This window comes from Actinoplanes utahensis, from assembly GCF_016862455.1.
Classification (GTDB): Bacteria; Actinomycetota; Actinomycetes; order Mycobacteriales; family Micromonosporaceae; genus Actinoplanes; species Actinoplanes utahensis.
Genome location: NZ_BOMZ01000086.1, coordinates 1 through 25,858, shown reverse-complemented (window position 1 = coordinate 25,858; position 25,858 = coordinate 1). Strand labels below are relative to the sequence as shown.

The window sequence follows — 25,858 nt, the reverse complement described above, 5'->3', positions numbered from 1 at the left end:
GGTCATCCCTGGACGACGGCCGCCAGGTGCGTCAGCGCGAGATCGATGTCCTCCTCGGTGACCACCAGTGGCGGCGCGAGCCGGATGGTGGAGCCGTGCGTGTCCTTGGCGAGCACGCCGCGCTCGGCGAGACGTTCGCACGCCTGCCGCCCCGTCATCAGCGCCGGGTCGATGTCCACGCCGGCCCACAGGCCGCGCCCGCGGACCGCCACCACGCCCTTGCCGATCAGCGCGTTCAGGCCGTCGTGCAGCCGGGCGCCGAGCCGGGCCGACCGTTCCTGGAACTCGCCGCCGGCCAGCAGCCTGACCACTTCCGCGCCGACCGCGCAGGCCAGCGGGTTGCCGCCGAAGGTGGAGCCGTGCTCACCGGGCCGCAGCACGCCGAGCACGTTCCGGTCGGCGGCGACCGCGGAGACCGGCACGATGCCGCCACCGAGGGCCTTGCCGAGCACGTACATGTCCGGGACGACGTCGTCGTGCTCGATGGCGAAGGTCTTCCCGGTACGCCCCAGGCCGGACTGGATCTCGTCGGCGATCATCAGCACGTTGTGCTCGGTGCACAGCTCACGGACGCCGGCGAAGAACCCGGCCGGCGGCACCAGCACACCGGCCTCGCCCTGGATCGGCTCCATCAGCACGGCCACCGTGTTCGGCGTGATCGCGTCCCGGACCGCGGCCACGTCCCCGTACGGCACCACGACGAAGCCGGGGGTGTACGGCCCGAAGTCGGCCCGGGCCTCCGGGTCGGTGGAGAAGCTGACGATCGTGGTGGTACGCCCGTGGAAGTTCCCGGACGCCACGATGATCTCGGCCCGCTCGTCGGCCACACCCTTGACCCGGTAGCCCCACTTGCGGGCCACCTTGATCGCGGTCTCCACCGCCTCGGCGCCGGTGTTCATCGGCAGGACCAGATCCTTGCCGCACAGCTCGGCGAGCCCGCGGCAGAACTCGGCGAACCGGTCGTGCACGAAGGCCCGGCTGGTCAGGGTGAGCCGGTCGAGCTGGGCGTGCGCGGCGGCGATCAGATCGGGGTGCCGGTGCCCGAAGTTGAGGGCGGAGTACCCGGCGAGGAAGTCGAGGTAGCGGCGGCCGTCGACGTCGGTCACCCAGGCGCCGTCGGCCTCGGCGACGACCACCGGCAGCGGGTGGTAGTTGTGGGCGGTCCACCGTTCCGCGTCGGCGAGGGCCTCACCCGTACGGAATTCCACAGTCGTCACGAGAAGTTCCTCCCTGCCATGCTTTCCCGGGCCTCGCTGCTCTCGGTGCACCCCATCATTGGCGGACCTCAAGCGTGCAGCACTTCGGGCCGCCGCCTGCCTTGCGCAGCTCGGAGAGGTCGACCCCGACGGTCCGGTAACCGGCCGCGCGCAGCGCGCCGGCCAGGTGGGTGGCCTGCTCGGCGAGCACCACGGTCTCGCCGTCGCTGACCGCGTTGAGGCCCAGCACGGCCGCGTCCTCCGGCGTGGCGATGATCGCATCGGGGAAGAGCTGCCGGAGCACGGCCTGCGAGCCCGGCGAGAAGGCCTGCGGCAGGTACGCGATGTTCCGCTCGTCCAGTACGCAGAGCGCGGTGTCCAGGTGGTAGTACGCCGGGTCGACCAGCTGCAGCGTGACGACCGGCCGCTGCAGGACCTCCTGGGTCTCGGCGTGCGAGGCGTGCGCGGTCCGGAACCCGGTGCCGGCCAGCAGCACGTCCCCGGCGAGCAGGATGTCGCCCTCACCCTCGTTGGTGTGCTTGGGCTCGTGCACCTCGAAGCCGTGCTCGCGGAACCAGGCCGCGTACGCCGGGGCCTCGTCGGCCCGCTCGGCGTCCCGGAACTGCACGCCCAGCACCCGGCCGCCGACCACGGTGGCGCCGTTCGCGGCGAAGACCATGTCGGGCAGGCCGGGCAGCGGGTCGATCAGCTCGACGGTGTGGCCGAGTCCGAGGAACGTCTGCCGCAGGTTCTCCCACTGGCTGACGGCCAGGGCGTTGTCGTACGGCGCCGTCGGGTCCATCCACGGATTGATCCGGTACGTGACGGCGAAATGGGTGGGCCGGCACATCAGGTAGCGGCGCTTGAGGCTCATGAAGAGAAACGGTATGCGCCCGGCACCGACGGACACCCCGGATCAACCATGCGTGATCCGGCTGATCGTTGCGTGATCGCGGGTGCCGGTGGCGAAACATTGCAAAGGCCCTAGCGCCGGGGGCGAACCGCCACCCGTTGCCAGGGCCTGAGCAGTCTCCGGCGAACCGCCGGAGGGTTTCGGGGCGGGACGGGTGTGACGCCGTCCCGGTTCCGAGGGGAGGGGCCGCCGGTGAACCACCAGCGCCGGTATCTGTCACTTACCCGTCAGAAGCGGGTTTCAAACTGACCATCCAGCCAAGTCCGGAAATCGCTCACCGAGTTGGTGTCGGTGCCCAGCCACCAGAGCTGCCCGGCCAGCGCCAGCACGCCGACGACCAGGGCGCCGATCGACAGCAGCAGGCCGATCACGGCGTCGGTCTTGCCGGCCACGTGGCGCTTGCGGGTGGCGAAGATGCCGGCGAAGGAGAGGACCAGGGCGAGGGCGGCGACGCCGACGCCGTACCCCAGAAGGGGTCCGGAGAGCACCAGCAACGCGCCGGCGACCGCGAGGATCAGGCCGAGCGTGGCGATGAAGCTGGCCCGCGCCCGTGGCGCGGGCGCCGCCGGGACCGGGACCGGCTCCGAGATGGACTTCGCGCGATCCGTTTCCGAGACGGGCGGAAGAGTCGTGGTCGTGGATGCGCCGTCGTCCCGGCGGGGGATCACCGGCGTGCGCTCGGTGTCCGCGTTATCGGCCGTGGACTGGCGAGGGAACGTAGGGATCCTCACGTCAGTACCTCCTTGGCGGGTTCTGACGTGATTGCTTACCCGCACCGCCCGGATTCGACACGGGCGGCGCGGGCGAAGCGGTGGGTCAGACCAGCGCGGTGCCGGTGTGCACGTCGGCCGCCTTGGCGATCACGTGGTCGACCAGGCCGTAGTCCTTGGCCTGCTGCGCGGTGAACCAGCGGTCGCGGTCCGAGTCGCGCTCGATCTCCTCCGGGGTGTGCCCGCTGTGGAAGGCGATCCGCTCGTTCATCACCTGCTTGATGTGCAGCATGCTCTCGGCCTGGATGGCGATGTCGGCCGCGGTGCCGCCGATGCCGCCGGAGAGCTGGTGCATCATCACGCGGGCGTGAGGCAGCGCGTAACGCTTGCCGGGGGTGCCGGCGCAGAGCAGGAACTGCCCCATCGAGGCGGCCATGCCCATCGCGATGGTGGCCACGTCGTTCTTGATGTACTGCATGGTGTCGTAGACGGCCATGCCGGCGCTGATCGAGCCACCAGGCGAGTTGATGTAGAGCGCGATGTCACGCTCCGCGTCCTCGGAGGCGAGCAGGAGCATCTGGGCGCAGATGCGGTTGGTCACCTCGTCGTTGACCTCACTGCCGAGAAAGATGATCCGTTCCCGGAGGAGGCGCTCGAACACCTGGTCGTCGAAGGATGCGCCGCCACCGCGCATTGTCGTCTCAATGCTCATGAACTCACTCTCTCCCAGCCGTGGCCCGGATCCCAGCGATTCGCCTCAGGGCGAATCCGCTGAGGGCATAATGCCCGGCTACCTTTGGTGCGTGCCGGAGGGACATACCATTCACCGCCTCGCCGCCCGTCATCGAGAGCTCTTCGCCGGGCACCCGGTCGGCGCGAGCAGCCCGCAGGGGCGGTTCGCCGCGGGCGCCGCGCTGATCGACGGGCGGCGGCTGCTCGACACCGAAGCGGTCGGCAAGCACCTGCTCCACCACTACGAGGGCGACCGGGTGCTGCATGTGCACCTGGGCCTCTACGGCAAGTTCGCCGACGGCGAGCTGCCCGCCCCGGCGCCGCTGGGCCAGGTCCGGATGGCGCTGACCGGGGGCCGGCACTGGCTGGAGCTGCGCGGTCCGACCGCCTGCGAGATCCTCGAGCCGCCCGCGGTGGACCTGCTGCGCGCCCGGCTCGGCGCCGATCCGCTGCGCGACGACTCCGATCCGGCCGCCGCCGGGGCCCGGATCCGCAGCAGCACGAAACCGCTGCTCGCCCTGCTGATGGATCAGTCCATCGTGGCCGGCTGCGGCCTCATCTACGCCAACGAGGTGCTGTTCCGCGCCGGCCTGTCCCCGCAGACGCCGGGCGCCGCGCTGGACGAGGCCGCCTGGACGGCGATCTGGGACGATCTGCGGGCGCTGATGAAGGAGGGTGTGCTGCGGGGCCGGATCGACACCGTGCACACCCGGCACACCCCGGAGGCGATGCGGCGGGCGCCGCGAGTCGACCGGCACGGCGGCGAGGTGTACGTCTACCGCCGTTCCGGCCAGCCGTGCCTGGTCTGCGAGACCCCGATCTCGATGGGCGGGATGGCCGGCCGGAACACCTACTGGTGCCCGGCCTGCCAGCCGCCGGTCGTCATGTCGCGGAGACGCTCGGGCTGAGCGAGGGCGTCGCCTCCGGGGCCTCCGGGGTCTCCGGGGTCTCCGGGGCGGGGGTGCTGGGCGACGGGGTCGCGGGAGCGGGCTCGGCGCCGGGGACGCCGATCTCGAAGTTGCTCACCAGCCACGGGAGCAGTTCCGTGTACGCCGTCGTGGTGTCCGGCTGGTTGAAGTCGTGCGACAGCACGATCGCGCCCGGCCGGGTCTCCTTCTTCACCTGGGCGACGATCCGCTTCACGTGCTGCTCGGAGGTCTCCCCCTCGGGGTGCTCCCAGTCACGCGGGTCCACCTCCCAGTAGAGGGAGGTCATGCCGTCGCCGTACGCCGTGGTGACCAGGCGGTCGGTGAAGTTGCCGCCGGGCGCCCGGAAGTACGGGATGGCGACACCCGGTGCCGCCGCCCGGATCGCCGCGTTGGTCCGCCCCAGATCGGCCCGGATCTGGTCGGGCTTCTTGGTGCCGATCTTGAGATCGTGGCTCCAGGTGTGGTTGCAGAGCACGTGCCCGGCCTCGGCGATCCTGCGAACCAGGTCCGGGTGCCGCCGTGCCTGCGTGCCGACCAGGCAGAACACCGCTTTCACCTGGTGCTTCTCGAGCAGGTCCAGAATTTTCGGGGTCTCCTGCGGGTCCGGCCCGTCGTCGAAGCTCAGCATCACCACCCGTGAACCGGTGGTGCGCAGCGAGTTGAACGGCCCGTCGCCGGCCGGCACGGTGACCTTCTCCGGCTTGCTCTCGGTCCGCCGGGCGTCCGGTGTGGACCGTGCCGGGGCCGGCGTGGCCGCCGGGCTGGGCCTGGCCGCCGGGAGTGCCTGCACCGCCTCCGGCTCGGGTTTCGACTCGGCCGGTTTCTTCTCCACCGGCTTGTCGATCACACCGACCGCCTCGGCGGCGGCGGTCATCACGCTGGTGGACTCGCCGCTGTCCTGCGGGATCGGCACGGCGGTGAGCAGCAGGCCGGCGGCGACCAGGGCGCCGAGCAGCACCTGCGGGCGGCTTCGGGCGGCACGCAGCAGGGTCTCCACCGGCTGGTTCGCCGCGGGGGCGCGGTGGGCGCCGCTCCGCTTGCGGGCGGCGCCATCCGATCGGTACGACCCCGCGCGGTGCCGCGCCGACCGTGGGGCCGGAACGACCGCGCCGGAGGCCTCGACGATCGCGGTGCGCAACCCCTTGATCCCGGACGCCACACGCTGTGCGGGAACCTGGGGGGCCGCCTCGTCGGGGGCCCGGTGCCGACCGGTCGGCCGGCTGTCCGCACGTGACATCGACGCAGGTGAAAGCGGGGTGTGCGGCGGCATCCGTCATGCCTACCGTGCAAGATGATCGAGCGCGATACCGAATCGGTCATCGCATCGTCACCCTGCGGCGTCTTAGCTGGTCACCTGAGGTGACGAAGCTGAGCGCAATCTGTGAGGATCCTATCCCTAACGGTCTCCCCGGGTCGTGTTCGCCAGCCAGTCGACCACCTCGGCGACCGAGCCGCCACGGGCCAGCAGAGCCCGCTGGCGTGCCGCGCCGCTGCCATGCTCCCGCAGTCGCCCCAGCAGGCGGGTGACGGTGGCCAGGTCGCCGTGTCGCTCCAGCTCCGGCCGGACGTAGTCGAACAGCTGGCGCAGCAGCCGCCAGGCCGGCCGCGGCTGCCGGGTGGCCATGTCGATGTTGAGCCCTTCCAGGCCGTCGTGCGCGGCCCGCCAGTGCGCCGCCATCAGCAGCGGGTGCGCCACGTCCGGGGCGGGCGTCCCGGCCCGGACCTCGCGCAGCAGGGTGGCGACCAGGGCCCGGGTCAGCGCGGCGAGCAGCACGGCGTCGTCGGCGGTGGGCATCACGTCGCCCATCCGGATCTCCACGGTGGGGTAGTGCGCGGAGAGGCGGGCGTACCAGTAGAGCATCCCGTCGTCCAGCATCGCGCCACTGGCGACCAGGTCCTCGACCAGCGTCAGATAGTGCTCGTGGGACCGCAGGTAGGGCGTCGGGCCGACGGTGGGCCAGCGCTCCCACATCACCGAGCGCCAGCTGGCGTACCCGGTGTCGTGCCCGGCGAACAGCGGGGAGTTGGCGGTGGCCGCCTGGAGCACCGGCAGCCACGGGCGCAGGTGGTTGAGCACCTGCACGCCGGTCTCCGGGTCGGGGATGCTGACGTGCACGTGGGTGCCGCACATGCCCTGGCCGGGGGAGAGGTCGCCGAATCGCTCGCGCATCCGGTGGTAGCGCTCGTTGTCGACGATCCGCGCGTTGTGCCCGGCGGCCGGTCCGGTGCCGACCGCGACGAGCCGGGCGCCGGCCCGCTCGGCCGCTGCCGCGACACCGGAGCGCAGACCGCGCAGGGCCTCGGTGAGCGCGCCGAGCTCCAGGTGCGGAGGGCTGGCCACCTCGATCTGGGTGCGGTAGTACTCGTGCTGCACCACGTCCCGCAGGTTCCCCGGCAGCTCGGCGAAGACCTCCTCGACGAGTTCGGCGGCGCGGGGTTCGGTCGCGTCGACGAGTAGGTACTCCTCCTCGACGCCGAGGGTGAGCAGATCGTGCTCTTCGGCCTCGGCGGCGAGCTCCGAGGAGATCTCGGTACCGGAAGTCGCGGTCTCCATGGGCGTCGGGATACCCGGCGCGATCTCCCCGGAAACGATCGACGGAATTCCATATCTACAGGCCCTCGGGTCAAGACCCGCCGCACCGGCTTCGCCGCTCCGGCCGGCGGCGAGCCGAGTTCTGAGTCAGCGGGCGCGGGCGGCGGCGCGAGCGCGCCGCTTGCGCACCTTCTTCACGACCCACGAGCCGATGGCGATCGCGAAGAACGCCCAGATCGCGTAGTCGAACCACTGGGCGTACTTCTCGACGTCCTCCCAGCGGGAACCGAGCGCGTAACCGGCGCCGACGAACAGGGCGTTCCACACGCCGCTGCCGATCGCGGTGAAGAGCATGAACTGGCCCATCGGCATCCGGTTGGCGCCCGCCGGGATCGAGACCAGACTGCGTACGACCGGAGCGCAGCGCCCGAACAGCACCGCCGCTCGCTCGTGCCGCTCGAACCACCGGTCCGCCTGGTTCAGGTCGTCCGAATCGACCAGCGGAATCCGGTCCAGCCAGTGCTTGAGCCGCTCCTCGCCGAGCCCTCGGCCCAGCCAGTAGAGCGCCACCGCTCCGCCCAGCGCGCCGAGCGTCGCGGTGAACCAGACCAGCACCACGTTGACCCGGCCCTCGCTGGCGAGGTAGCCGGCCATCGACAGCACGATCTCGCTCGGGATCGGGGGGATCAGGTTCTCCAGGGCGACCAGCAGGCCGACGCCGATCTCCCCGAGCGAATCGATCACCGAAGCGACCCAACCGGTCAGTCCGCCGAGGTTCTCGAGTCCGCCGTCCGCCATGTGCGCGCCTCCATGAGTGGTGAGTCCAGCCCGATCCCCTACAACAGTGCAGCCGGTTGCTGAGAGTTACCCGAGAACCGCCACATGAACCGACTCCCGTATATACCTGTCATCGGTATATGCTTTCCTCCATGAGCGACACTCCGATGCGGGAGCCGACGTTCCTCGTGCTCACCGCCCTGGCCGAGGAGCCACGACACGGTTATGCCGTGATCGAGGACGTTTCCGCCATGACCGGCGGGCGGGTGCGCCTCCGGGCCGGCACCCTCTATGCCGCTCTCGACCGGCTCCGCGTCGAGGGCCTGATCGAGGTCGACCGGGAGGAGGTCGTGCAGTCCCGCCTGCGCCGCTATTACCGGCTCACCGGCGCCGGCGAGCGGAGCCTGGCCGCCGAGACCGACCGCCTGCGCACCCAGGCCGCGATCGCCGAGCGCCGCCTGCGCGCCCGCCGGCCCGAGATCGGAGGCGCGCCCGCATGACCGAGCTGACGAGCGGATCGATAGGTGCCGTCCGGAGGGCTGTGGCGGCGCCGGAGAGCGGCGGGGGTGTCGGCATGACCGTTCTCGAGAGGCGTTACCGCAGGTTGCTGCGGGTCTATCCGGCCGGTCATCGGGCTGCCTACGAGGAGGAGATGCTCGGCGTGCTGATGTCCGGTGCGGAGCCCGGTCGCCGGTTGCCGGCCCTGGCCGATGTGCTCGATCTGGTCCGCGCGGGCCTCACGGCCCGTCTGGGTCGCGCCTCCCTCACCCAGAGGGGTATGGGGTGGCGCGACGCCGCCGCGGTGACCGCCCTGCTCGCCGCGATCGCCCTGGCCGGCGCCGCCGTCACCACGTTGACCTCCGGCCTGGTGGTGTGGGCGCGGGGCGACCGGATGAGCGCCTACGGTGTGGACGGCCTGATGCTGGCCGACCCGACGGCCCGTGCGGTGATCTGGCTGCTGGTCGTGACCGCGGCGGTGCTGGGCCTGCGGCGGATGACGATGGTGCTCGCCGCCGTCGGGGTGCTGGTTCAGGCGGGGGTGGCCGGATTCTGGTCCGGGCTGTTGCCGGGACCCGCGTTGTTCGCGGCCCAGGGCATCGTGCTCGCGGCCATCGTGACCGGTCTGTCCGCTGCCGCCTCCGGCCGGACCGCTCGCGCGGTGCTGGGCGCCCGCGGCCTGATGCTGCTCGCCGCCGCCACGGTCCTCGCGGCCCTGACCCGCGCCTTCGACTGGAATGCGATCGCTCCCGAGCCGCTCATCACCTCGCCCTATCTACCCCATCCGATGCTGACGGAGATGATGGGCTTCTGGCTGCCGGGGCTGGTCGTGGCCGCCGGAGTGTGGGTCACGGGCCGGGGAGTGCGCGGCCGGATCGTCGTCCTGTCCGCCGTTCTCTACATCATCCTGGCCGCCGTCGTCGAGGTGGCGGGGTCGGTGACCGTCGGGATCCACTCCGGGTTCGACATGTCGATTCTGGGCCAGATCGTCCTGACGGCGCTGCTGCCCGTCATGGTGCTCGCCGCCGGTGTCACCGGGCTGCTCGTGTGGGAGCGCTGGACCGCCTCGCGGAGCCTCCGGCGACTGGGGGCCACGGAGTGACCGAGGCACGATGTCGTCAGCTGCTCGCCCTCTACCCCCGTGCCTTCCGCCGGGAGTACGAGGAGGAGATGATCACGGTCCTGCTCGCCGAGGCCCGGACCGGACCGGCTCAGGTGTTCGACCTGGTTCGGGCGGCGCTGACGGCCCACCTGCGGGCGCTGGCCGCTCCGGGCGGCGCCTGGCGTGAGGCGGCCCGGGTCGTCTGGTTCTTCGGGGCGATCCTGCTGTTCGCGCTGACGGCCCGCCGGTTCGGCATGGTGACGGCCTGGGCCGAGGGTTTCTCGGCGCGGGTGTTCCCGGCCGACCCGGTGGAGTTCCTCCGGCTCGCCGGGTGGGCGGTGGCGCTCGGCGGGGCGGTCGCCGGCAGGCGTTCCGTCGGTCTCCTCGGCGCGGTCGCCGGGCTGGCCGGAGAGATCATCGCGCCGGCCCGGCTCTACCTCGACACTCCGGCGATGCTGCTCAACGTCTACTGGGTGATCGTCGCGGCGGTGCTGGTGCTCATCGCGGTTCCGCTGGCGGGCCCGGCGCCGGGGCGGATGTGGGCCTCGCCGGGACGGATCCGTGGCTGGCTTCCGGTCGTCCTGGCCGGTCTGGCGCTGATCGCCCAGGGGTCCTTCCTGAGGTATTGGCCGTGGATGATCTCGTTTCAGCCATGGACGGCCGCGTCGGTAGGTTCGATCCTCCTGTTGACCGGTGCGTCGGCCGTGCTGGTCGTCGTCGGGGTGGCCCGGCAGGCTCCGGCGGTGCGGCGCCGACTCGTGGTCTGGTCCACTCCGGTGCTGGTCACCCTCCCGCTGATCATCACCGGGTTCGGTGATCTCGTCGAGTTCAACATGCGTAACCCGGGCGCGGAGCGGCTGCTCGGGCCGGGGCAGTGGGCGGCGCTGGTCCTGATCCCGGTGGCCACCTTCGCCGTGACGGCGGAGATCACCCGGCGCTGGGAGGCGGGCCGCCGCTGGCTGGGAGGCGGGCCGCCGCTGGCTGGGAGCGGCGGCGGCCGGGGCCGGGGTGGGGTGAACGCGGTTTCGAGTGAGGGCGCTGAGGATAGGTAAGCGGTCATGAGTGACCGGTGGTACTCCAAGGCCGTCGTCTACTGCCTCGACATCGACTCCTTCGCCGATTCCGACGGTGACGGCTGCGGAGACATCCGCGGTCTGATCGGGCGGCTCGACTATCTCGCCCGGCTCGGGATCACGTGTCTGTGGCTCAACCCGATCCACCCGTCCCCGGGCCGGGACGACGGTTACGACGTGTCCGACTTCTACAATGTGGACCCGCGGTTCGGGAGCCTCGGCGACTTCGCCGAACTGCTGCACCAGGCGGCCAACCGGGGCATCAAGGTCATCATCGACCTGGTGGTCAACCACACGTCCGACCAGCACCCGTGGTTCCAGTCGGCCCGGTCGTCGCCTGATTCGCCGTACCGGGACTGGTATGTCTGGAGCGAAAGCGCTCCGGCGGACCGCAACCAGGGCATGGTCTTCCCGGGCGAGCAGGCGGAGACGTGGACCTACGACCGTAAGGCGAAACTCTGGTACTACCACCGGTTCTACGACTTCCAGCCGGATCTGAACTTCAAGAACCCGCAGGTCCGCGAGGAGGTCAAGAAGATCTGCGCGTTCTGGCTGCAGCTCGGGGTGGCCGGGTTCCGGATGGACGCGGTGCCGTTCATCATCGAGGAGACCGAGCCGGGCAACCCGAAGTCGCCGATGGACTTCGCGTTCCTCTCCGACCTGCGGCAGCACGTGCAGTGGCGGCGCGGCGACGCGGTCCTGCTCGCCGAGGCCAATGTGGAGCCGGAGAACCTGATCCCGTTCTTCGGTGACGACGGCGGCTCCAGCAACCGCATCCACATGCTGTTCGACTTCATGCTCAACGCCAAGCTGGTGCTCGCGCTGGCCCGGCAGGACCCCGAGTCGATCATCGACGCGCTGCGGGACTCGCCGAAGCTGCCGGACGGCGGGCAGTGGGCCACCTTCCTGCGCAACCACGACGAGATCGACCTGTCCCGGCTCACCGCCGACCAGCGCCGTGAGGTGTTCGAGCAGTTCGGTCCGGACGAGAGCATGCAGTTGTACGGCAGGGGCATCCGCCGGAGGCTGGCGCCGATGCTGGGCAACGATCGGCGCCGGGTCGAATTGGCCTACTCGCTGCAGTTCAGCCTGCGCGGGACGCCGGTGCTGCGGTACGGCGAGGAGATCGGCATGGGTGACGATCTCGCACTGGACGGCCGCAACGCCATCCGTACCCCGATGCAGTGGTCTCTGCAGCCCAACGGCGGGTTCTCGACGGCCGATCCGAAGGACCTGGTCCGGCCGGTGATCTCGGGCGGCGAGTTCGGGTTCGAGAAGGTCAACGTGACCTTGCAGCGGCACGATTCGTCGTCGCTGTTGTCATGGTTCGAGCGGATGACCCGTACCCTCCGGGAAGCTCCCGAGATCGGCGGGGGCACCTGCGACCACGTGGACGTGACCGTGCCTCCCGGTGTCCTGGTGCACCGGGCCGACGCCGACACCGGAACCATGCTGTTCGTGCACAATCTGGGCACCGAGGACGCCATCGTCGATCTGAGCAGTCTCGCCGCCGAAGCGGACTTCCCGAACGATGTGCTGGCCGACCAGGAGTACCCGGAGCCGGGCGAACTCGACAAGATCAAGGTCGGCGGATACGGATACCGGTGGATCCGGATGCGCAGAACCGCCTGACCCGGTCTAGCATCGGCCTCCAGTAGAGCCGCGATCACTGCTGGAGGCCGCAATGTCGCAGTCCGTACCTCGTGTCGCTGTCGTCACCGGAGCCGCCCGCGGCATCGGCGCGGCGATCGCCCGCAAGCTCGCCGCCGACGGCCTGGCCGTCGCCGTCGTCGACCTCGACGAGAAGTCCGGCGCCGAGACCGTGGACGCCATCGTGGCAGCCGGCGGCAAGGCGATCGCCATCGGCGCGGACGTGGCCGACAAGGATCAGGTGACGGCCGCCGTGGAGCGGGTGGTGGCCGAGCTCGGCGCGCCGACCGTGCTGGTCAACAACGCCGGTGTGCTGCGCGACAACCTGCTCTTCAAGATGAGCGAGGACGACTGGGACACGGTGATGGCCGTGCACCTGCGGGGCGCCTTCCTGTTCAGCAAGGCCGTCCAGAAGCACATGGTGGACGCGGGCTTCGGCCGGATCGTCAGCCTCTCCAGCACGTCCGCTCTCGGTAACCGAGGGCAGGCCAACTACGCCGCCGCCAAGGCCGGTCTGCAGGGCTTCACCAAGACCCTGGCGATCGAGCTCGGCAAGTTCGGCATCACGGCGAACGCGGTCGCGCCCGGTTTCATCGTGACCGATATGACGAGGGCCACCGCGGCCCGGATCGGCGTCGACTTCGCCGACTTCGAGAAGGCGACCGTCAGCCAGATCCCGGTGGCCCGTGCCGGCCGGCCCGAGGACGTGGCGAACACGGTGTCGTTCCTGGTGAGTGAGGGGGCCGGGTTCGTCTCCGGCCAGGTGGTGTACGTGGCCGGCGGACCGCAGGACTGAGGACTCATGGTTACTGGCAACTTGCTGAGAAGAGTTACAAAGAAATCATGAATCGACGCATCAGTTCCCGGGCCGTGTCGTTGACCAGCACCTTCCTCCTGCTGGCCGCGGGTGGTACTGCGGCGTGCGACAACGATGAGTACGTCGACGAGGGTTTCTACTGCGCCGACGAGAACGGCGTGATCGTCGACGAGGACTACTGCGACGACGACGGTGGCCGCAGCGGCGGTGGCGGCGGCGGTTTCTTCATCTGGCATTCCTCGAGCTATCGGTCGGGTTACCCGGTCGGCTCGAGGCTGCCGGCCGGTGGCAGCCGGTTCGCGTACAACGATGCGGCCTCCCGGTCCCGTTTCGGTCTGCCCTCCTCGGGCAAGATCTCCAACGGCACGGTCAAGACCAGCGTCGTCGGCAAGGGCGGCAGCGGCTCTTCCTCGGGAGGCTGAGCAGTGCGGCGGATCTCGAACGGGCCGATTCGCGACGGATGGCGGCTCACCAACTTCAGCCTCGGGCTGACGTACAACGACGACGTCCTGCCCGACGGCTCGGAGTACTCGTACTGGCAGGAGGGGTCGTACTACGACTTCACCGCCGCCGAGATCGAGGAGCTGGAGACGGCCACCTCGACCCTCTACGCGATGTGCCTGGAAGCCGGCGACTGGATGGTCGCGCAGTGCCCGCGGCACACCGCCGAGGGCCGCAGGCAGGGCTTCTTCAACTCGGTGTGCAACGCCGAGTCGTGTTTCCTGGCCCGGATAGGGATCCCCGAGTACACCCACGAGCAGATCATCCGGACCTGGTTCGACGGTGACGCGGAGACGTGGACGCACCGCGACAAGGACCCGGACGGTCGCCTGCCGATGCAGACGCCGGACTACTCGCCGACCGTCTACGGCCGTTTCGACTTCTGGTACAACGGCGCCGGCAGCGTGCCCAAGCTGCTGGAGTTCAACGCGCAGACGCCGACGTCGCTGGTCGAGGCCGCGGTCATCCAGTGGCACTGGATGGACCAGACCGGTGTCACCCAGCACCCCTGGCGCCAGTGGAACTCCATCCACGAGGCCCTGACCGGGTGGGAGGGTGAGCCCGGCGAGCCGGGCGACCCCGGCGCCTGGCGGCGCAACATCGACAAGTTGCGGGAGGCCCGGCCCTGGCTGCCGGAGAAACCCAAGATCTATTTCGCGTACGAGACGAGCGAGCGTTCCGGCGAGGACCGGATGAACGTCGCGTACCTGATGGCGACCGCGGAGGAAGCCGGTTACCCGGTGGAGCTCATCGCGATGAGCCAGATCGGCTGGGACGTCGCCGGTGATCGGGTGCTGTTCGTCCCCGGCCCCGGGCAGGAGCACCGGGCCGAGCCGATCGACATCATCTTCATGCTGTACCCGTGGGAGTGGTTCTGGCACGAGGAGGGCGGCAAGGCGTTCTTCCGCAACATGGCCGACCCCGAGAAACGTGGCACGGTGTGGATGGAGCCGCCCTACAAGGCCGCGCTGCTCGGCAACAAGGCGCTGCTCCCGGTCCTGTGGAAGCTGTTCGGCGACGATCCGGAGCGGTCGAGGTACCTTCTCCCGTCCTACTTCGCCGAGTCCTCCGCGGCGGCGTCGCTGAAGTCGTACGCGAAGAAGCCCGTCTGGGGCCGGGAGGGCGGCTCGGTCACCCTGGTCCGGGACGGCGTCCCGGTCACGGCGGTCTCCTCCGAGTACGGCTCGGACGGCCGCTACGTCGTCCAGGAGCTGTGCGAACTGCCGTCCTTCGAGAGTCTGGAGGGCACCGTCCACCCGGTGATCGGCTCCTGGCTGATCGACGGCGAGCCGGCCGGCATGGGCATCCGGGAGGGCATCGGCACCGCCGGCCTGGTGACCACGGACACCTGCAACTTCATCCCGCACGTCATCGAGAGCGGAGCCTGACCCCCTCGCCTGTGGCCCGTGGTTTCCCGTGTGTCCTCTGGCCGCGGGAGTCCCGCGAAATGCCGCCGGTTGCCTCGACACCGGTTATCAGGCATTTTGCCGCGGAGCGAAGCGGAGCCGGTTGGCTCAGCTCAGCTCAGCGCTTCCAGATCCACCAGAGGCCGATGAAGGGCAGCACCAGCGGGACGTAGCCGTACCCCGCGCCGAAGTCGGACCAGACCGTGGCGTCCGGGAAGGCGACGCCGTCCACGATGCTCAGGGTGCCGATCACCAGGACGCCGACCAGCTCGATGGTGCAGCTGACCAGGGCGATCATCCGGCCCCGCGGGCCGCCGCGGGCCAGGCCCACGGTCGCGGCGATGTAGACCAGGCCGGCGAAGGCGGAGAGCAGGTAGGCCAGCGGCGCCTCGCTGAAGTGGGTGGTGATCTGCACCAGGGCGCGGGCGCTCGCCGAGAGGGCGAACGTGCCGTAGACCAGCAGCAGGACCCGGCCGAGCCCGGAGCCGAGGGCGGCGTCGCGGGGCCGGGTGGCGATGTCGGTACGTTCGTTGTCAGGCACCGGTCACCGACGCGATCTGCTGCAGGCGCAGCACGAGGACGGGCAGGACGAGGCAGCCGACGCCGAGGATGAGGCTGCCCCAGCGGGTCGGTTCCATGCGGGCGAGCCAGGCGGCGGCGGGGGCGAAGGCGACCGTCGTGAACAGGTACCCGGCGAAGGTGGCCGTGTCGGAGGGGCGGCTGCCGTCGAAGAGGCCGGCCACGGCGACCAGGGCCAGGACGGTGACGAGGGCGCCGAGGGCGGCGACGGCGATCAGGTCGGCCCGGTTCGGGGCACGGTCGAGCGCCGCCCGCACCAGATACCAGGCCGCGAGCAGCAGCGCGGCGATGATCGTCGCCGAGGACAGGGGACGGTTCACCCGGCCAGGTTACTGAGGTGCCTTCGGCCTGGTAACTTCCGGCCTGGCGATCATCGACGATGAAGGTGGGCTATCCGGTGCGCTTCGGACTTTTCGGTACGGGGCCGTGGGCCCGTCATCCGCACGCGTCGGCGCTTGCCGCACATCCCGGTGTGGAGTTCGCCGGGGTCTGGGGACGCGACCCGGAGAAGGCGGCGGAGCTCGCCGGGCGGCACGGTGTGCCGGCGTACTCCGATGTCGATGCCCTGATCGGTGACGTGGACGCGGTGGCGGTCGCCCTGCCGCCGGACGTGCAGGCGCCACTCGCGGTTCGCGCCGCCCGGGCGGGCCGGCACCTGCTGCTGGACAAGCCGGTCGCGACTCGTACCGAAGACGCCGAAGCCCTGGTGGCGGCCGCCGCGGATGTCGCGTCGGTGGTGTTCTTCACCCGCCGGTTCACGCCCGGGATGGACGCTTTCATCACCGAGGCGGTGGCCACCGGCGGCTGGAGCGAGGCCCGCGTCGACCATCTCGGTTCGATCTTCCAGCCGGGGAATCCGTTCGGCGCCTCGCCGTGGCGCCGGGAGCGGGGCGGGCTGTGGGACGTCGGCCCGCACGCGCTGGCCCTGGTCCTTCCGGTCCTCGGCCCGGTCGCCGAGGTGACCGCCGTGGCCGGCGACCGGGACCTCACATTCCTGCTGCTCAAGCACGAGAGCGGGGCGGTGAGCCGGCTCACGCTGGCGGTCGACGCGCCGCCGGCCGCCGCCCGGGAGGAGGCCGCCTTCAGCGGGGAGGCGGGCGTGCGGGTGGTTCCGCGGGGTGAGTGGGCCCCGCCGGAGGCGTTCAGCCGTGCCCTCGACCAGCTGATCGCGGCCGCCTCCGGTGGCCCGGCGCCCGCCTGTGACGTCCGCTTCGGCGCGGGCGTGACCGCGATCCTGGCCGCCGCGGAGCGTTCCCTCGACGACCGCGCCACGATCCGCCTCTGACGCCCCGAACGTGTCCGGCGGCGCCGGACACGCCGACGAGGAAAATACGAGGATCTCGCCCGCATCCGTTTGACGATCATCCACACCCGGTGATCGCTCGGCGAGCGCGCCTCGCCGAACTGAGCGCTAACTGGACAGAACCTGCGCGTTACGGATGGACGCATAGTAGCGAGCCGAATACATTTTCGGCTTGTCACGTGCACCGGGGGCCGGATCGCCCGGTGGTGGCGGTTCCGGCCGCCGCCGAGCGCGTGTCGGGTGAGGGGATGCATTGCATGACCGACCGCACAGCCATGTCAGATGGGATGCCGGCCTCGCGCGGGGGAGCGCGGGAGTGACGGGCCTGTGGGATGCCGAGCGGGACGCCTCCGAGGTAGCGCGGGCCCTGGCCGGGCTTGCCGCCCTGCTCAGGGAGGCCGGCCGGGACGGCTTGGACGACGATCGCCGGTTGCTGCTGAGCATGGCGGAGAACGGCGGGGCGGCCGCTGAGCGCGTGGTCGCCTATCTCCGGCGGCAGTGCCGGCCGGGTGACGGGGAGATGGCCACGGTGCCGCCGCGGTTGTCCGCCTGGCGCGACTGGGCGCCGTCCCGGGGACACCTTTTCGGTACGCCCGGCGCGTCCCGCCACACCGGTGGTGTGCCGCAACCGCGCCGCTGTGACCCGGGCGAGTGACCCTCGATCAGGTGATCTGCCCGCCCGCTCAGCTGAGGGTCCGGAGAGTCTCCGACGGTGACTCGCCGAAGCGTTTGCGGTAAGCGGACGCGAACCGCCCCAGGTGGGTGAACCCCCACCGGTGCGCCACGGTCGCGACCGTGGCCTCCGCCGGTTCGCTGTGCCGGAGTTGTTCGTGGGCCCGGGTGAGCCGGACCTGCTGCAGGTAGGCCATCGGCGCATCCCCGACGTGCCGCCGGAACCCGGACTGCAGCGACCGGATGCTCATCCCGGCGATGGCCGCCATCTCGCTCACGGTGAACGCGTGCTCGGGTTCGTCGCTGATCGCCGCCAGGACCCGCCGGATGGCCCGGGGCGGTCCGACGGCGGCCGGGGCGACGAGTTCCTCGTGGTACCGGTGCGGGACGCTGAGCAGCAGCCCGCTGAGGACGCTGCCGCACAGCTGTTCGGCGATGAGCGGCTCGCGAATCAGGCTGGACGGGTGGTCGAGTTCGTTGCCGAGCAGTTGGATGAGCCGGCTCCAGCTGTGCGCGGGCCCGGCGGTGAGGTCGAAGGCGGGTGGCAGGTCGATGGTCCCGTCGATGGCGTGGCCGAGGAGCGCGGTGAGTTCCGCTTCGAGGGCCCAGCTCTCGATCCGTACGTCGTACTCGGTGGTGTTCGGTTCGTGCCGCAACTGGATCCGGTCGCCGGGCCGGAACGCCAGCGCGGTGGCGGGGGTGGCGGTCAGTTCCTGCCCGGCGTAACGGGCCCGGACGAGCCCGGCTGTCGGCAGCGTCACGTGATAGGCGTCGACTTCGGCGACGTCCAGAGTCCCGCTGCGGGCGAACGTGAGGTGACCGACCGTCAAAGGTCCGAGTTGGATCATCTCGGTGGCGGGCTGGCGGTTTCCGTTCCCCGACAGCGGGCGGTAGAAACGATTCAGGAGGTCGATCCCGTCGCAGGAGACGATGCCCGGCGCCGCGGCGACGCGCGGGGAGCCGTCAGTCATGCCGCCCGGCGCTCCAACGCATACGGTGAGTATTCGGTCCGACTCGATGGACCGTCAACGTGGCCGCCACGCGCTGACCGTTCCAGCACATTCCGGCCATATGAACTACTCTGGCGTTCCGCGCCTACGTGGCGTAACTTGCAGACCAGCGGATTGTTGTAGGAGCGCGGGTTCGGAAGTCGGTGTCCCCCAGCGAGCGCCGCACGCGCACGACCCTCATCTCGGGCCGGCGCAACCGTGTCCCGCGGTAAGTCGGCGTCAGCCCCGGCTGGACGCCAGGAAGAGGGCAGCTGTGTATCTGCCGATCACGACCCGCCAGCTGGCCGACGGCACTGTCGAGATCGCTCCCAGCGGAGAGATCGATCTGGACAACGCTCACGTCATGAGGGACGCGGTCAACGACGTCCTCACCACGATGACGCCGACTCGGATCTGTCTGGACCTGCAACGTGTGATGCTCATCGACAGCATCGGGATCGGCATTCTGGTCGCCTGCTTCCACACCGCCGCCGCGAGCGGGGTGAAGCTGGTGGTGAGCCACCCCAGCGCCACGGTCTACCGGCAGCTCTGGGTCTCCGGCCTGGTCGGCCTGCTCGGGTGCGCCGAGCCGCCGAACCCGCGCACCTCGGTCGGCCTGCGCCCGTCCTGACCGGGACCGACTTTTTCACCCGTCCGAGGAGGACCGGCCGACCGATAACGACCGGTCCGGCCCTCCCTCTGACGGGTCAGTGCAGGGCGGATTCCTGCTTCAGCCGCTCGTCACCGGACAGGGTGGAGAGGGGCTTCTCCTTGACGAAGACGACCGCGATCACCGCGAGGAACGCGATCGGGGCGCCGACCAGGAACAGGTCGGCGGTGGCCGTACCGTAGATCTCCGCGACCACGGCCTTCACCTCGGGCGGCAGAGTCTGCAGGTCGGGCACCTCGCCGCCACCGGCGGCCGTGGCGCCGAACTTCTCGCTGAAGAGCGAGGTGACCCGGTGGGTCAGCACCGCGCCGAGCGCGCTGACCCCGATCGAGCCGCCCATGCTGCGGAAGAACGTCAGCGCCGAGGTGGTGGCGCCGAGTTCGGCCGCGGGCACGTCGTTCTGCGCGGCCAGCACCAGGTTCTGCATGAGCAGGCCGACGCCGACGCCGAGGACGGCCATGTAGACGGAGATGACCGGCACGCTGGTGTGCGCGTCGATGGTGCTGAGCAGCAGCATGCCGACGGTCATCACGATCGAGCCGACGACCAGGTAGATCTTCCACTTGCCGAACTTGGTGATCAGGCCGCCGGCCACGGTGGAGGAGACCAGCAGGCCGAAGACCATCGGCAGGCCCATCAGGCCGGCGACGGTCGGCGACTTGCCGAGCGACACCTGGAAGTACTGCGACAGGAACACCGTGCCGCCGAACATCGCCACACCGACCAGCACGCTGGCGACGATCGTCAGGGTGACCGTGCGGTGCCGGAAGATGCCGAGCGGGATGATCGGCTCCTTGGCCCGGGACTCGACGAGCACCGCGAGGGCGAGGAGCGCCAGGCCGCCCGCGACCATCGCGGCGGTCTGCCAGGAGCCCCAGTCGAACTTGTCACCGGCCAGCGTGGACCAGATGAGCAGGGTGCTGACACCGGCGGTGATCAGCAGGGCGCCCAGCCAGTCGATGCTGACCTCGGCCTTGCGGGCCTCCGGCAGGTGCAGGGTCTTCTGTAGCAGGGCGATCGCGATCAGCGAGAACGGCACGCCGATCAGGAAGCACCAGCGCCAGCCCAGCCAGGAGGTGTCCACCAGGACGCCACCGATCAGCGGGCCGGCGATGGTGGCGACGCCGAAGACCGCGCCGAACATGCCGGAGTAGCGGCCCATCTCGCGCGGCGGGATCATCGCGGCCATCACGATGATCGCGAGCGCGCTCATGCCGCCCGCGCCGATGCCCTGCAGCACCCGGCTGACCAGTAGCACCTCGACGTTCGGGGTGAGGCCGGCGACCAGCGAGCCGGCCACGAAGAGGCCGAGGGAGAGCTGGATCAGCAGCTTCTTGCTGTAGAGGTCGGCCATCTTGCCCCAGAGCGGGACGGTGGCCGTCATGGCGAGCAGCTCGGCGGTGACGATCCAGGTGTAGACCGACTGGCTGCCGTTCAGATCGGCGATGATCCGCGGCAGGGCGTTGGAGACGATGGTGGAGGCCAGGATGCTGACGAACATGCCGAGCATCAGGCCGGAGAGCGCCTGCACCACCTCCCGGTGCGACATCCGGCCGGAGTTCTCGGCGGTGGTTTCGGGCTGTACTGCTGTCATCGGCTTCTTTCCATCGAGGCGAGGGTGGTGGATGGGGATCGAGGCGGTGGTGGCGACCGCGGGCCGGGCCGTCTAGATCGAGGCGAGGATGGCGAAGGCCTCGCGGACGTGGTGAAGGAGCGGGCGGGTGTCGCCGTCCTTCGCCCAGCGCATCACCGCGACCCGGACGGCGGCGTTCGCCACCGACGCGACGACCTGCGGGAACGCGTGATCCGTGGGGAGATCGCCGCGCTGCGCGAGCGCGCCGGCGAGGCGCTGCTCGGCGGAGGCCGCCGCGGCGATCAGCAGCGGCAGCAGTTGCGGGTTGGCGGCGATCACCCGCATCCGCAGCAGCCACAGATCGCGGTCCTGCTGGATCTGGTCGAGGGCCGGCGCGAGCGATTCCAGCATCGCGTCCAGCAGGGGGCCGTCCCCGATCGACGGCGGGGCGCAGCCCTCCAAGGGGTCGCCGACGAGGGCGTCCTCCTTGGTGGTGAAGTAGTTGAAGAAGGTGCGCGGCGACACCTCGGCCGCCGCGCTGATCTCGTCCACCGTCACCCGGTCGGCGCCGCGCTCGTCGGCGAGCCGCAGCGCGGCGGTGATCAGGGCGACGCGGGTCTGCCTGCGCTTGATCTCCCGGCGGCCGGGCGAAGGGGTGCCGGCGGAAGGGTCGCCGGGTGATGTGTCCACCCGGCGACCTTAGAGCCAAACTTGCAGTTTCTGCAAAATATTAATCGTTGAGTTGAACACGCTCGATCTCGGCGAGCGCCGCCGTCCACCAGGGCCCGATCGGCCGGCCGGCCAGCAGGTCGGCGAGGAGCACCGCGGCGTTCCGGGCCAGCGCGCCCGGTTTCGGGCCCGGCGTCCCGTCCTCCTCCAGCACCCCCAGCGACCCGGCCAGCAGCCAGAGCACCACCTGTGGATCCGCTTCCGGCCACGAGCGGACCGCGCTCGCCAGGGCGGCCCGCACATCCTCGGCGGCGAGACCGTCGGGATGCCCGTCCTCCAGCAGCAGCCGGACGGCCGTGCCGAGGACGAGACCGGTCTGGGCCGGGTCGAGCGCTGCCAGGTCGGCCGCCGCCTCGTCGAGAGCCTCGCGGTCGGCGGCCCGGACCGCCTCGACGGCGGCGGTCGCCGCGGCGGCGATGGGACGGGCCGGTGCGGGGAGATGCCGCCAGTTCTCGGTCATGGACGCGACCCTACGACCGGCGTCACCCGTGCGGGTGGATCGGATCGGCGCCGGTCGCCCGCTGGGACCGATATCACCAGATCAGGGCGCTGCCGGGCGCCGTAAGGCGAATGGCGCTCGACTATGTGATCCGGGGGTGGTTCGGCAGACTGCCTCGGGTGGAGGTGGACAGCAGACTCGGCGGGCGTTATCGGCTGATCAGCGAACTGGGCCGCGGTGGCATGGCCGTTGTCTGGCACGCCCTGGACGAGGTGCTGGATCGCCCGGTGGCGGTGAAGGTGCTGGCCGGCCGCTACGCCGGCGATCCGCGGTTCGCCCGGCGGATCCTGCACGAGGCGCGGGCGGCGGCCACTCTCTCGCATCCGAACATCGCGCAGATCTACGACTTCGGCGAGTCCGGCGAGGTCCCGTACGTGGTGATGGAACTGATCAACGGCCCGACGCTGCAACAACGGGTGTCCCGCGGCCGGATCCCGCCGCGCACGGTCTTCCGGATCTGCGGTGAGGTGGCCACCGCGCTGTCGGTGGCGCACGCCGACGGGCTCGTGCACCGGGACATCAAGCTGGCCAACATCATGATCACGCACTCCGGGGCCAAGGTGGTGGACTTCGGCATCGCGGCCGTCGCCGGGCCCGCCTCGCCCGAGGACGCGCTGCTCGGCACGCCCGCCTACCTCGCTCCGGAGCGGCTCACCGGCGGCACGATCGAGCCGGCCTCCGACGTCTACGCGCTCGGCGTGCTGCTCTACCGCCTCCTCGCCGGCACCGCGCCGTGGACCGTGGAGACCACCACCCAGATGCTCAAGGCGCACGTCTACCAGGAGCCGCTGCCGCTCCCCGAACTGCCCGGCGTGCCCGCGGAGATCGCCGGGCTGGTCACCCGGTGCCTGTCGAAGGACCCGGCCAGGCGGCCGGACGCGGCGGAGTTGGCGGGTCTGCTGGGCGACGCGGCCGAGGCCGCCAACACCACCAAGAGCTTGGGGGTACGGGGAAACGACCGTCCCGACGGCCCGCTGGACGCCTGGGAGGAACCGACCGGCGTCCACGAGACCGAGCCGGTGACGCCGCCGCGCGCCGCGGCCGGGGGAGCGACCGCGCCGGGTGGTGCGGCGGCGGGCGCGAGGGGCGTACCGAGGGATCGGTGGAAGAAGGCGCGGCTGCCGGCCGTGGCCGCCACGATCGCCGCGATCGCCGCGGTGCCGCTGGTCCTGGCCCTGAGCGGGGGAGAGAACGACCCGCCCGGCGCCGCCGGAGTGGCCGCACCGCCCGCGTCGTCACCGAAGGTGACCAGAACCGCCTCCGGGGGACCGGTGCAGACCCGGCCCTCCCGGACCACCGACCGTCCGGAAAGCCTAGCGGCGACCAGCGCGAGCGCCGCTGCTGCCGGATCCGGCCCACCCCTCGTCCCGGTCTCGTCGCCACCGTCGTCGTCAGCGGCCGCTCCCGAACCGAGCGTGAGTGAGCCCGGGCCGTCCGACCCTCCGGCGCCCGTCGGTACCCGCCTGGAGTCGGCGGGCGGCTCGGTGCTGGCGCGGTGCGTGCCCGCGGGCGCTGAGCTGCTGTCCTGGGAGCCGGCGGACGGGTTCACCGTGGAGCGCGCCGATCCGGGCCCGGGACTGGCCGCGGTGGTGGTGTTCGCCGGTGACCTGACGAGGCACCGGATGAACGTGACGTGTGTGGGCGGCCGGCCGTCCGCCGTGGTCCTGCCGCTGTGAGGGCGTCCGTACCGCGGAGTCCGCTCGCCGCAGGGGAGCGCCCGATGTCCGACTAAACTGCGGCGGCACGCTGCGAAGGGACATCGATGACGGCGACCGCATCCACTGACCAGAGCATGTTCGGCCGGTTCCGGGAGGCGATGCGCCGTACCCCGCCGCAGCAGCCCGCGCCCGCTCCGGTCCCGCCGTCGGTGGTGAACCTGGTGCCGGACCCCGGCTTTCGTGGTGAGCCCTCCGCGATGCGGCTGCCCGAGTCGCTGGTGGCCGAGCAGGTCGACGTGCCCGGCCGCCCGGGAGTGACCGGAGTCCGGGTGAGCGGTGCGGAGACCTGGTTCGTGGCCGGGTTCACCCCGGAGCCCGATGCGGTCTACTCGGCGAGCGTGTCGCTGTTCCTGGCCGAGCCGCTGGGCCCGGCCGTCCCCCGCCTGGTGGCCGACTGGACCGTGGACGGCGCGGAGTTCAGCGGGCCGGTGCGGTCGGCGCCGGCCCGCGACGAGCACGGGCATCACCGGATCAGCGTGACCTTCACGGTTCCGGCCGGGGTGCGGGAGTGCCGGATCGGGCTGGTGGCCGGCGACGGCCCGGTGATCTGGTACGAGCCGGCGGTCACCGCCACCCGGGAGCCGGTCGGCTACTTCGACGGCTCGACACCGCCCGACGGCTCGTACGTCTACGAGTGGACCGGTGAGCCGGACGCCTCGCCGTCACGCCGCACGCTGCGACTGTCCCCGTCGGTGATGCCGTCCCCGCTCTCCGCGGAGGAAGCCGCGGCCCTGCGCGCGGCGGCCGGCGACGATCCGCCGGCCATCGCACGGATCGCGCTGGCCGAAGGCGATCGAGCGGCCGCGGTCGCGGCGCTGCGCCGGGTGGTCAAGGCCGGTGATCCGGACGGCGAGGCCGCGTACGAGCTCGGCCGGATCGCCCTGGAGGAGCAGCGCTGGGCGGCGGCCGAGCAGCTGCTGCGCGGCGCGGTGGCGAAACGGCCGGAGGCCTACGTTCGTGGGTACGCCCTGGCGCACGCCTACGACAAGCTCAAACGCCGTGACGACAGTCGCCGGGCCTCGGCCGCGGCCCTGGCGTACGACACCAAGCTGCCGTTCGACGGTCCCGCCCTGCTCGACTCGGACGTCACGTCCTTCGGCGCCCGGCGGGAGGTCGGCGTCTTCCTCGCCGAGCACCTGGCCCAGATCCGCACCCAGGCCGCCCAGCGGCTGGCCCGGCCCGTGGACAGCACCTTCGACCAGCCGATCTTCGTCTACTGGGCGCAGGGTTTCGAGGCCGCGCCGCCGGTGGTGCGGGCCTGTCTCGCCGCGCTGCGCCGGAGCAACGGGCCGGTGCACGCGCTCAGCCGGGCCGACATCGGCGCCTACGTCGACGTGCCCGAGGACCTGGCCGCCGCGCTGGACGGCGACCACATCCACTTCTCCGGCCTGCTGCGGATGGCGCTGCTGGAGAAGTTCGGCGGGATCTGGGTGGACGCGACCTGCCTGGTCTCCGAGCCGTTGCGGCCGCACGTCGACCGGGCGCTGGCGAAGAGCAGCATGTTCGCCTTCAACTACACCGGGCCGTACCTGTCGAACTGGTTCCTGGCGAGCCGCCGGGACAGCTACGTCATGCACCTGTGGCGAGCCGCGTCGTTCCTGTGGTGGGAGAAGCGCGGCGAAGGGCTCGACCCGCTCCTGCACCACCACATCTTCGAGATGCTGCACCGGCTGGACGACCGGTTCCGCGCGGAGTGGGACGACGGGCTGCGGCTCAACGCGACGCCGCCGCACGCGTTGCAGTCGGTGATGCTGCGTCCGTACGAGCCGGAGATGTTCCAGACGATCATGGAGGGCGCGTTCGTGCACAAGCTGCGGATTCCCACCGAGCCGATGAGCAGCGAGTCCTACCTGTCCCGCATCATTCGCGGCGATCATCTTTACGTTGCGTGACTTCCATATGGCGTATCGTGCGCACAGAATGCGTTACGAGCAGGCAAGAAAACCCATAGCCGCAATTCCTGACGCCGGGCGCATGATTCGCCACACCACCATGCCCGGCCCACCGCAGAATCCGCCGACACCCAGATCAGCAGCATCGGCGAACGGTGCAGGCGCCACAGCGCGCCAGCGACGCCACTGTCACGGTGGGCCGGCGGTGTCGCGGTGGGCTCGTGCGGGGTGACGGTGGGCCGGCGGCGTCACGGTGGGCCCGTGCGGGTGACGGTGAACCGGCGGCGTCGCGGTGAGCCCGTGCGGTGTCACGGTGGGCCTGTGCGGGGTGACGGTGGGCCGGCGGTGTCACGGTGGGCTCGTGCGGGGTGACGGTGGGCCGGCGGTGTCACGGTGG

Annotated in this window: 26 protein-coding genes; 13 read left to right on the top strand and 13 right to left on the bottom strand. The window is 71.0% G+C overall.

What is annotated here, in order from left to right; genetic code table 11:
- Window positions 1-2 precede the first annotated feature (2 nt).
- The 4 genes from rocD to Aut01nite_RS30115 form a co-directional block, all read right to left on the bottom strand.
- Window positions 3-1,217, bottom strand: a complete 1,215-nt coding sequence (gene rocD, locus Aut01nite_RS30130; RefSeq protein WP_043524681.1) for an ornithine--oxo-acid transaminase — start codon at window positions 1,215-1,217, stop codon at window positions 3-5.
- A 55-nt stretch (window positions 1,218-1,272) separates the two neighbouring features.
- Entirely contained in the window at window positions 1,273-2,070 is a 798-nt protein-coding gene (gene ddaH, locus Aut01nite_RS30125; protein ID WP_043524791.1) for a dimethylargininase, read from the bottom strand.
- A 266-nt stretch (window positions 2,071-2,336) separates the two neighbouring features.
- Window positions 2,337-2,840 carry a hypothetical protein gene (locus Aut01nite_RS30120; RefSeq protein WP_152628665.1) on the bottom strand — a complete coding sequence of 168 codons (504 nt, stop codon included), beginning with the start codon at window positions 2,838-2,840 and terminating at the stop codon, window positions 2,337-2,339.
- An 85-nt stretch (window positions 2,841-2,925) separates the two neighbouring features.
- On the bottom strand, window positions 2,926-3,531 hold the full coding sequence (locus Aut01nite_RS30115; RefSeq protein ID WP_043524682.1) for an ATP-dependent Clp protease proteolytic subunit: 606 nt from the start codon (window positions 3,529-3,531) through the stop codon (window positions 2,926-2,928).
- 91 nt (window positions 3,532-3,622) lie between these two features.
- On the opposite strand from Aut01nite_RS30115, the gene Aut01nite_RS30110 reads away from it, so the two are divergent.
- Window positions 3,623-4,459 (top strand): Fpg/Nei family DNA glycosylase, encoded by an 837-nt coding sequence (locus Aut01nite_RS30110; protein ID WP_043524684.1) that lies wholly within the window; start codon window positions 3,623-3,625, stop codon window positions 4,457-4,459.
- On the opposite strand, the gene Aut01nite_RS30105 is transcribed toward Aut01nite_RS30110, so the two are convergent.
- The 3 genes from Aut01nite_RS30105 to Aut01nite_RS30095 form a co-directional block, all read right to left on the bottom strand.
- Window positions 4,434-5,717: a polysaccharide deacetylase family protein gene (locus Aut01nite_RS30105; protein ID WP_063958760.1), complete on the bottom strand. Its 1,284-nt coding sequence runs from the start codon at window positions 5,715-5,717 to the stop codon at window positions 4,434-4,436. The two genes, Aut01nite_RS30110 and Aut01nite_RS30105, sit on opposite strands and share 26 nt — an antisense overlap.
- A 159-nt stretch (window positions 5,718-5,876) precedes the next feature.
- Window positions 5,877-7,034, bottom strand: coding sequence for a carboxylate-amine ligase (locus Aut01nite_RS30100; RefSeq protein ID WP_043524686.1), 1,158 nt, complete (start codon window positions 7,032-7,034; stop codon window positions 5,877-5,879).
- A 126-nt stretch (window positions 7,035-7,160) separates the two neighbouring features.
- On the bottom strand, window positions 7,161-7,811 hold the full coding sequence (locus tag Aut01nite_RS30095; protein WP_043524687.1) for a DedA family protein: 651 nt from the start codon (window positions 7,809-7,811) through the stop codon (window positions 7,161-7,163).
- A gap of 131 nt (window positions 7,812-7,942) precedes the next feature.
- Here Aut01nite_RS30095 and Aut01nite_RS30090 point away from each other — a divergent pair, with 131 nt between their 5' ends.
- The 7 genes from Aut01nite_RS30090 to Aut01nite_RS30060 all read left to right on the top strand — a co-directional run bounded on the left by Aut01nite_RS30090 (window position 7,943) and on the right by Aut01nite_RS30060 (window position 14,819).
- Window positions 7,943-8,290 carry a PadR family transcriptional regulator gene (locus Aut01nite_RS30090; protein WP_083998893.1) on the top strand — a complete coding sequence of 116 codons (348 nt, stop codon included), beginning with the start codon at window positions 7,943-7,945 and terminating at the stop codon, window positions 8,288-8,290.
- A 74-nt stretch (window positions 8,291-8,364) separates the two neighbouring features.
- Window positions 8,365-9,390, top strand: coding sequence for a hypothetical protein (locus Aut01nite_RS30085; protein WP_152628666.1), 1,026 nt, complete (start codon window positions 8,365-8,367; stop codon window positions 9,388-9,390).
- Window positions 9,387-10,442, top strand: coding sequence for a hypothetical protein (locus Aut01nite_RS30080; protein ID WP_043524691.1), 1,056 nt, complete (start codon window positions 9,387-9,389; stop codon window positions 10,440-10,442). The genes Aut01nite_RS30085 and Aut01nite_RS30080 overlap by 4 nt, the downstream gene beginning before the upstream one ends.
- A gap of 6 nt (window positions 10,443-10,448) precedes the next feature.
- Window positions 10,449-12,095 carry an alpha-amylase family protein gene (locus Aut01nite_RS30075; RefSeq protein WP_043524692.1) on the top strand — a complete coding sequence of 549 codons (1,647 nt, stop codon included), beginning with the start codon at window positions 10,449-10,451 and terminating at the stop codon, window positions 12,093-12,095.
- Between the two features lie 52 nt (window positions 12,096-12,147).
- Window positions 12,148-12,909, top strand: a complete 762-nt coding sequence (gene fabG / locus Aut01nite_RS30070; protein ID WP_043524693.1) for a 3-oxoacyl-ACP reductase FabG — start codon at window positions 12,148-12,150, stop codon at window positions 12,907-12,909.
- 47 nt (window positions 12,910-12,956) lie between these two features.
- Window positions 12,957-13,352 (top strand): hypothetical protein, encoded by a 396-nt coding sequence (locus tag Aut01nite_RS30065; RefSeq protein ID WP_043524694.1) that lies wholly within the window; start codon window positions 12,957-12,959, stop codon window positions 13,350-13,352.
- A gap of 3 nt (window positions 13,353-13,355) precedes the next feature.
- Window positions 13,356-14,819, top strand: a complete 1,464-nt coding sequence (locus Aut01nite_RS30060; protein WP_043524695.1) for a glutathionylspermidine synthase family protein — start codon at window positions 13,356-13,358, stop codon at window positions 14,817-14,819.
- Window positions 14,820-14,955: 136 nt separating this feature from the next.
- On the opposite strand, the gene Aut01nite_RS30055 is transcribed toward Aut01nite_RS30060, so the two are convergent.
- Window positions 14,956-15,378: a hypothetical protein gene (locus Aut01nite_RS30055; RefSeq protein ID WP_236642672.1), complete on the bottom strand. Its 423-nt coding sequence runs from the start codon at window positions 15,376-15,378 to the stop codon at window positions 14,956-14,958.
- A complete protein-coding gene (locus Aut01nite_RS30050; protein WP_043524696.1) occupies window positions 15,371-15,736 on the bottom strand; it encodes a hypothetical protein in 366 nt (121 codons plus the stop codon). Before Aut01nite_RS30050 ends, Aut01nite_RS30055 begins: the two co-directional genes overlap by 8 nt.
- A gap of 77 nt (window positions 15,737-15,813) precedes the next feature.
- Between Aut01nite_RS30050 and Aut01nite_RS30045 the strand changes: the two genes are divergently transcribed.
- Both Aut01nite_RS30045 and Aut01nite_RS30040 read left to right on the top strand, forming a co-directional pair.
- Window positions 15,814-16,701, top strand: coding sequence for a Gfo/Idh/MocA family protein (locus Aut01nite_RS30045; protein ID WP_173476670.1), 888 nt, complete (start codon window positions 15,814-15,816; stop codon window positions 16,699-16,701).
- Between the two features lie 334 nt (window positions 16,702-17,035).
- The gene (locus Aut01nite_RS30040) at window positions 17,036-17,374 is read left to right on the top strand and encodes a hypothetical protein (RefSeq protein WP_043524698.1); all 339 of its coding nucleotides are present in this window, start codon (window positions 17,036-17,038) and stop codon (window positions 17,372-17,374) included.
- Window positions 17,375-17,402: 28 nt separating this feature from the next.
- Here Aut01nite_RS30040 and Aut01nite_RS30035 read toward each other — a convergent pair whose 3' ends face one another.
- Window positions 17,403-18,362: a helix-turn-helix transcriptional regulator gene (locus Aut01nite_RS30035; RefSeq protein WP_043524699.1), complete on the bottom strand. Its 960-nt coding sequence runs from the start codon at window positions 18,360-18,362 to the stop codon at window positions 17,403-17,405.
- A 292-nt stretch (window positions 18,363-18,654) separates the two neighbouring features.
- Between Aut01nite_RS30035 and Aut01nite_RS30030 the strand changes: the two genes are divergently transcribed.
- A complete protein-coding gene (locus Aut01nite_RS30030; protein ID WP_052163649.1) occupies window positions 18,655-19,011 on the top strand; it encodes an STAS domain-containing protein in 357 nt (118 codons plus the stop codon).
- 76 nt (window positions 19,012-19,087) lie between these two features.
- On the opposite strand, the gene Aut01nite_RS30025 is transcribed toward Aut01nite_RS30030, so the two are convergent.
- From Aut01nite_RS30025 to Aut01nite_RS30015, 3 genes are all read right to left on the bottom strand, one after another.
- Window positions 19,088-20,644, bottom strand: coding sequence for an MDR family MFS transporter (locus tag Aut01nite_RS30025; RefSeq protein WP_043524700.1), 1,557 nt, complete (start codon window positions 20,642-20,644; stop codon window positions 19,088-19,090).
- 72 nt (window positions 20,645-20,716) lie between these two features.
- A complete protein-coding gene (locus Aut01nite_RS30020; RefSeq protein WP_052163650.1) occupies window positions 20,717-21,313 on the bottom strand; it encodes a TetR/AcrR family transcriptional regulator in 597 nt (198 codons plus the stop codon).
- A 40-nt stretch (window positions 21,314-21,353) separates the two neighbouring features.
- Window positions 21,354-21,812 carry a hypothetical protein gene (locus tag Aut01nite_RS30015; RefSeq protein ID WP_043524701.1) on the bottom strand — a complete coding sequence of 153 codons (459 nt, stop codon included), beginning with the start codon at window positions 21,810-21,812 and terminating at the stop codon, window positions 21,354-21,356.
- Between the two features lie 110 nt (window positions 21,813-21,922).
- On the opposite strand from Aut01nite_RS30015, the gene Aut01nite_RS30010 reads away from it, so the two are divergent.
- Both Aut01nite_RS30010 and Aut01nite_RS30005 read left to right on the top strand, forming a co-directional pair.
- The gene (locus tag Aut01nite_RS30010) at window positions 21,923-23,527 is read left to right on the top strand and encodes a serine/threonine-protein kinase (RefSeq protein ID WP_052163651.1); all 1,605 of its coding nucleotides are present in this window, start codon (window positions 21,923-21,925) and stop codon (window positions 23,525-23,527) included.
- Between the two features lie 86 nt (window positions 23,528-23,613).
- Window positions 23,614-25,461: a capsular polysaccharide synthesis protein gene (locus Aut01nite_RS30005; RefSeq protein WP_152628667.1), complete on the top strand. Its 1,848-nt coding sequence runs from the start codon at window positions 23,614-23,616 to the stop codon at window positions 25,459-25,461.
- Window positions 25,462-25,858 lie beyond the last annotated feature (397 nt).

What these genes read in the sequence shown, in the direction of transcription:
- ddaH (WP_043524791.1), bottom strand. Translation starts at nt 2,070, where the DNA reads ATGAGCCTCAAGCGCCGCTACCTGATGTGCCGGCCCACCCATTTCGCC.
- Aut01nite_RS30115 (WP_043524682.1), bottom strand. Translation starts at nt 3,531, where the DNA reads ATGAGCATTGAGACGACAATGCGCGGTGGCGGCGCATCCTTCGACGAC.
- Aut01nite_RS30105 (WP_063958760.1), bottom strand. Translation starts at nt 5,717, where the DNA reads ATGTCACGTGCGGACAGCCGGCCGACCGGTCGGCACCGGGCCCCCGAC.
- Aut01nite_RS30100 (WP_043524686.1), bottom strand. Translation starts at nt 7,034, where the DNA reads ATGGAGACCGCGACTTCCGGTACCGAGATCTCCTCGGAGCTCGCCGCC.
- Aut01nite_RS30095 (WP_043524687.1), bottom strand. Translation starts at nt 7,811, where the DNA reads ATGGCGGACGGCGGACTCGAGAACCTCGGCGGACTGACCGGTTGGGTC.
- Aut01nite_RS30090 (WP_083998893.1), top strand. Translation starts at nt 7,943, where the DNA reads ATGAGCGACACTCCGATGCGGGAGCCGACGTTCCTCGTGCTCACCGCC.
- Aut01nite_RS30085 (WP_152628666.1), top strand. Translation starts at nt 8,365, where the DNA reads ATGACCGTTCTCGAGAGGCGTTACCGCAGGTTGCTGCGGGTCTATCCG.
- Aut01nite_RS30075 (WP_043524692.1), top strand. Translation starts at nt 10,449, where the DNA reads ATGAGTGACCGGTGGTACTCCAAGGCCGTCGTCTACTGCCTCGACATC.
- fabG (WP_043524693.1), top strand. Translation starts at nt 12,148, where the DNA reads ATGTCGCAGTCCGTACCTCGTGTCGCTGTCGTCACCGGAGCCGCCCGC.
- Aut01nite_RS30065 (WP_043524694.1), top strand. Translation starts at nt 12,957, where the DNA reads ATGAATCGACGCATCAGTTCCCGGGCCGTGTCGTTGACCAGCACCTTC.
- Aut01nite_RS30035 (WP_043524699.1), bottom strand. Translation starts at nt 18,362, where the DNA reads ATGACTGACGGCTCCCCGCGCGTCGCCGCGGCGCCGGGCATCGTCTCC.
- Aut01nite_RS30025 (WP_043524700.1), bottom strand. Translation starts at nt 20,644, where the DNA reads ATGACAGCAGTACAGCCCGAAACCACCGCCGAGAACTCCGGCCGGATG.
- Aut01nite_RS30015 (WP_043524701.1), bottom strand. Translation starts at nt 21,812, where the DNA reads ATGACCGAGAACTGGCGGCATCTCCCCGCACCGGCCCGTCCCATCGCC.
- Aut01nite_RS30010 (WP_052163651.1), top strand. Translation starts at nt 21,923, where the DNA reads ATGGCGCTCGACTATGTGATCCGGGGGTGGTTCGGCAGACTGCCTCGG.
- Aut01nite_RS30005 (WP_152628667.1), top strand. Translation starts at nt 23,614, where the DNA reads ATGACGGCGACCGCATCCACTGACCAGAGCATGTTCGGCCGGTTCCGG.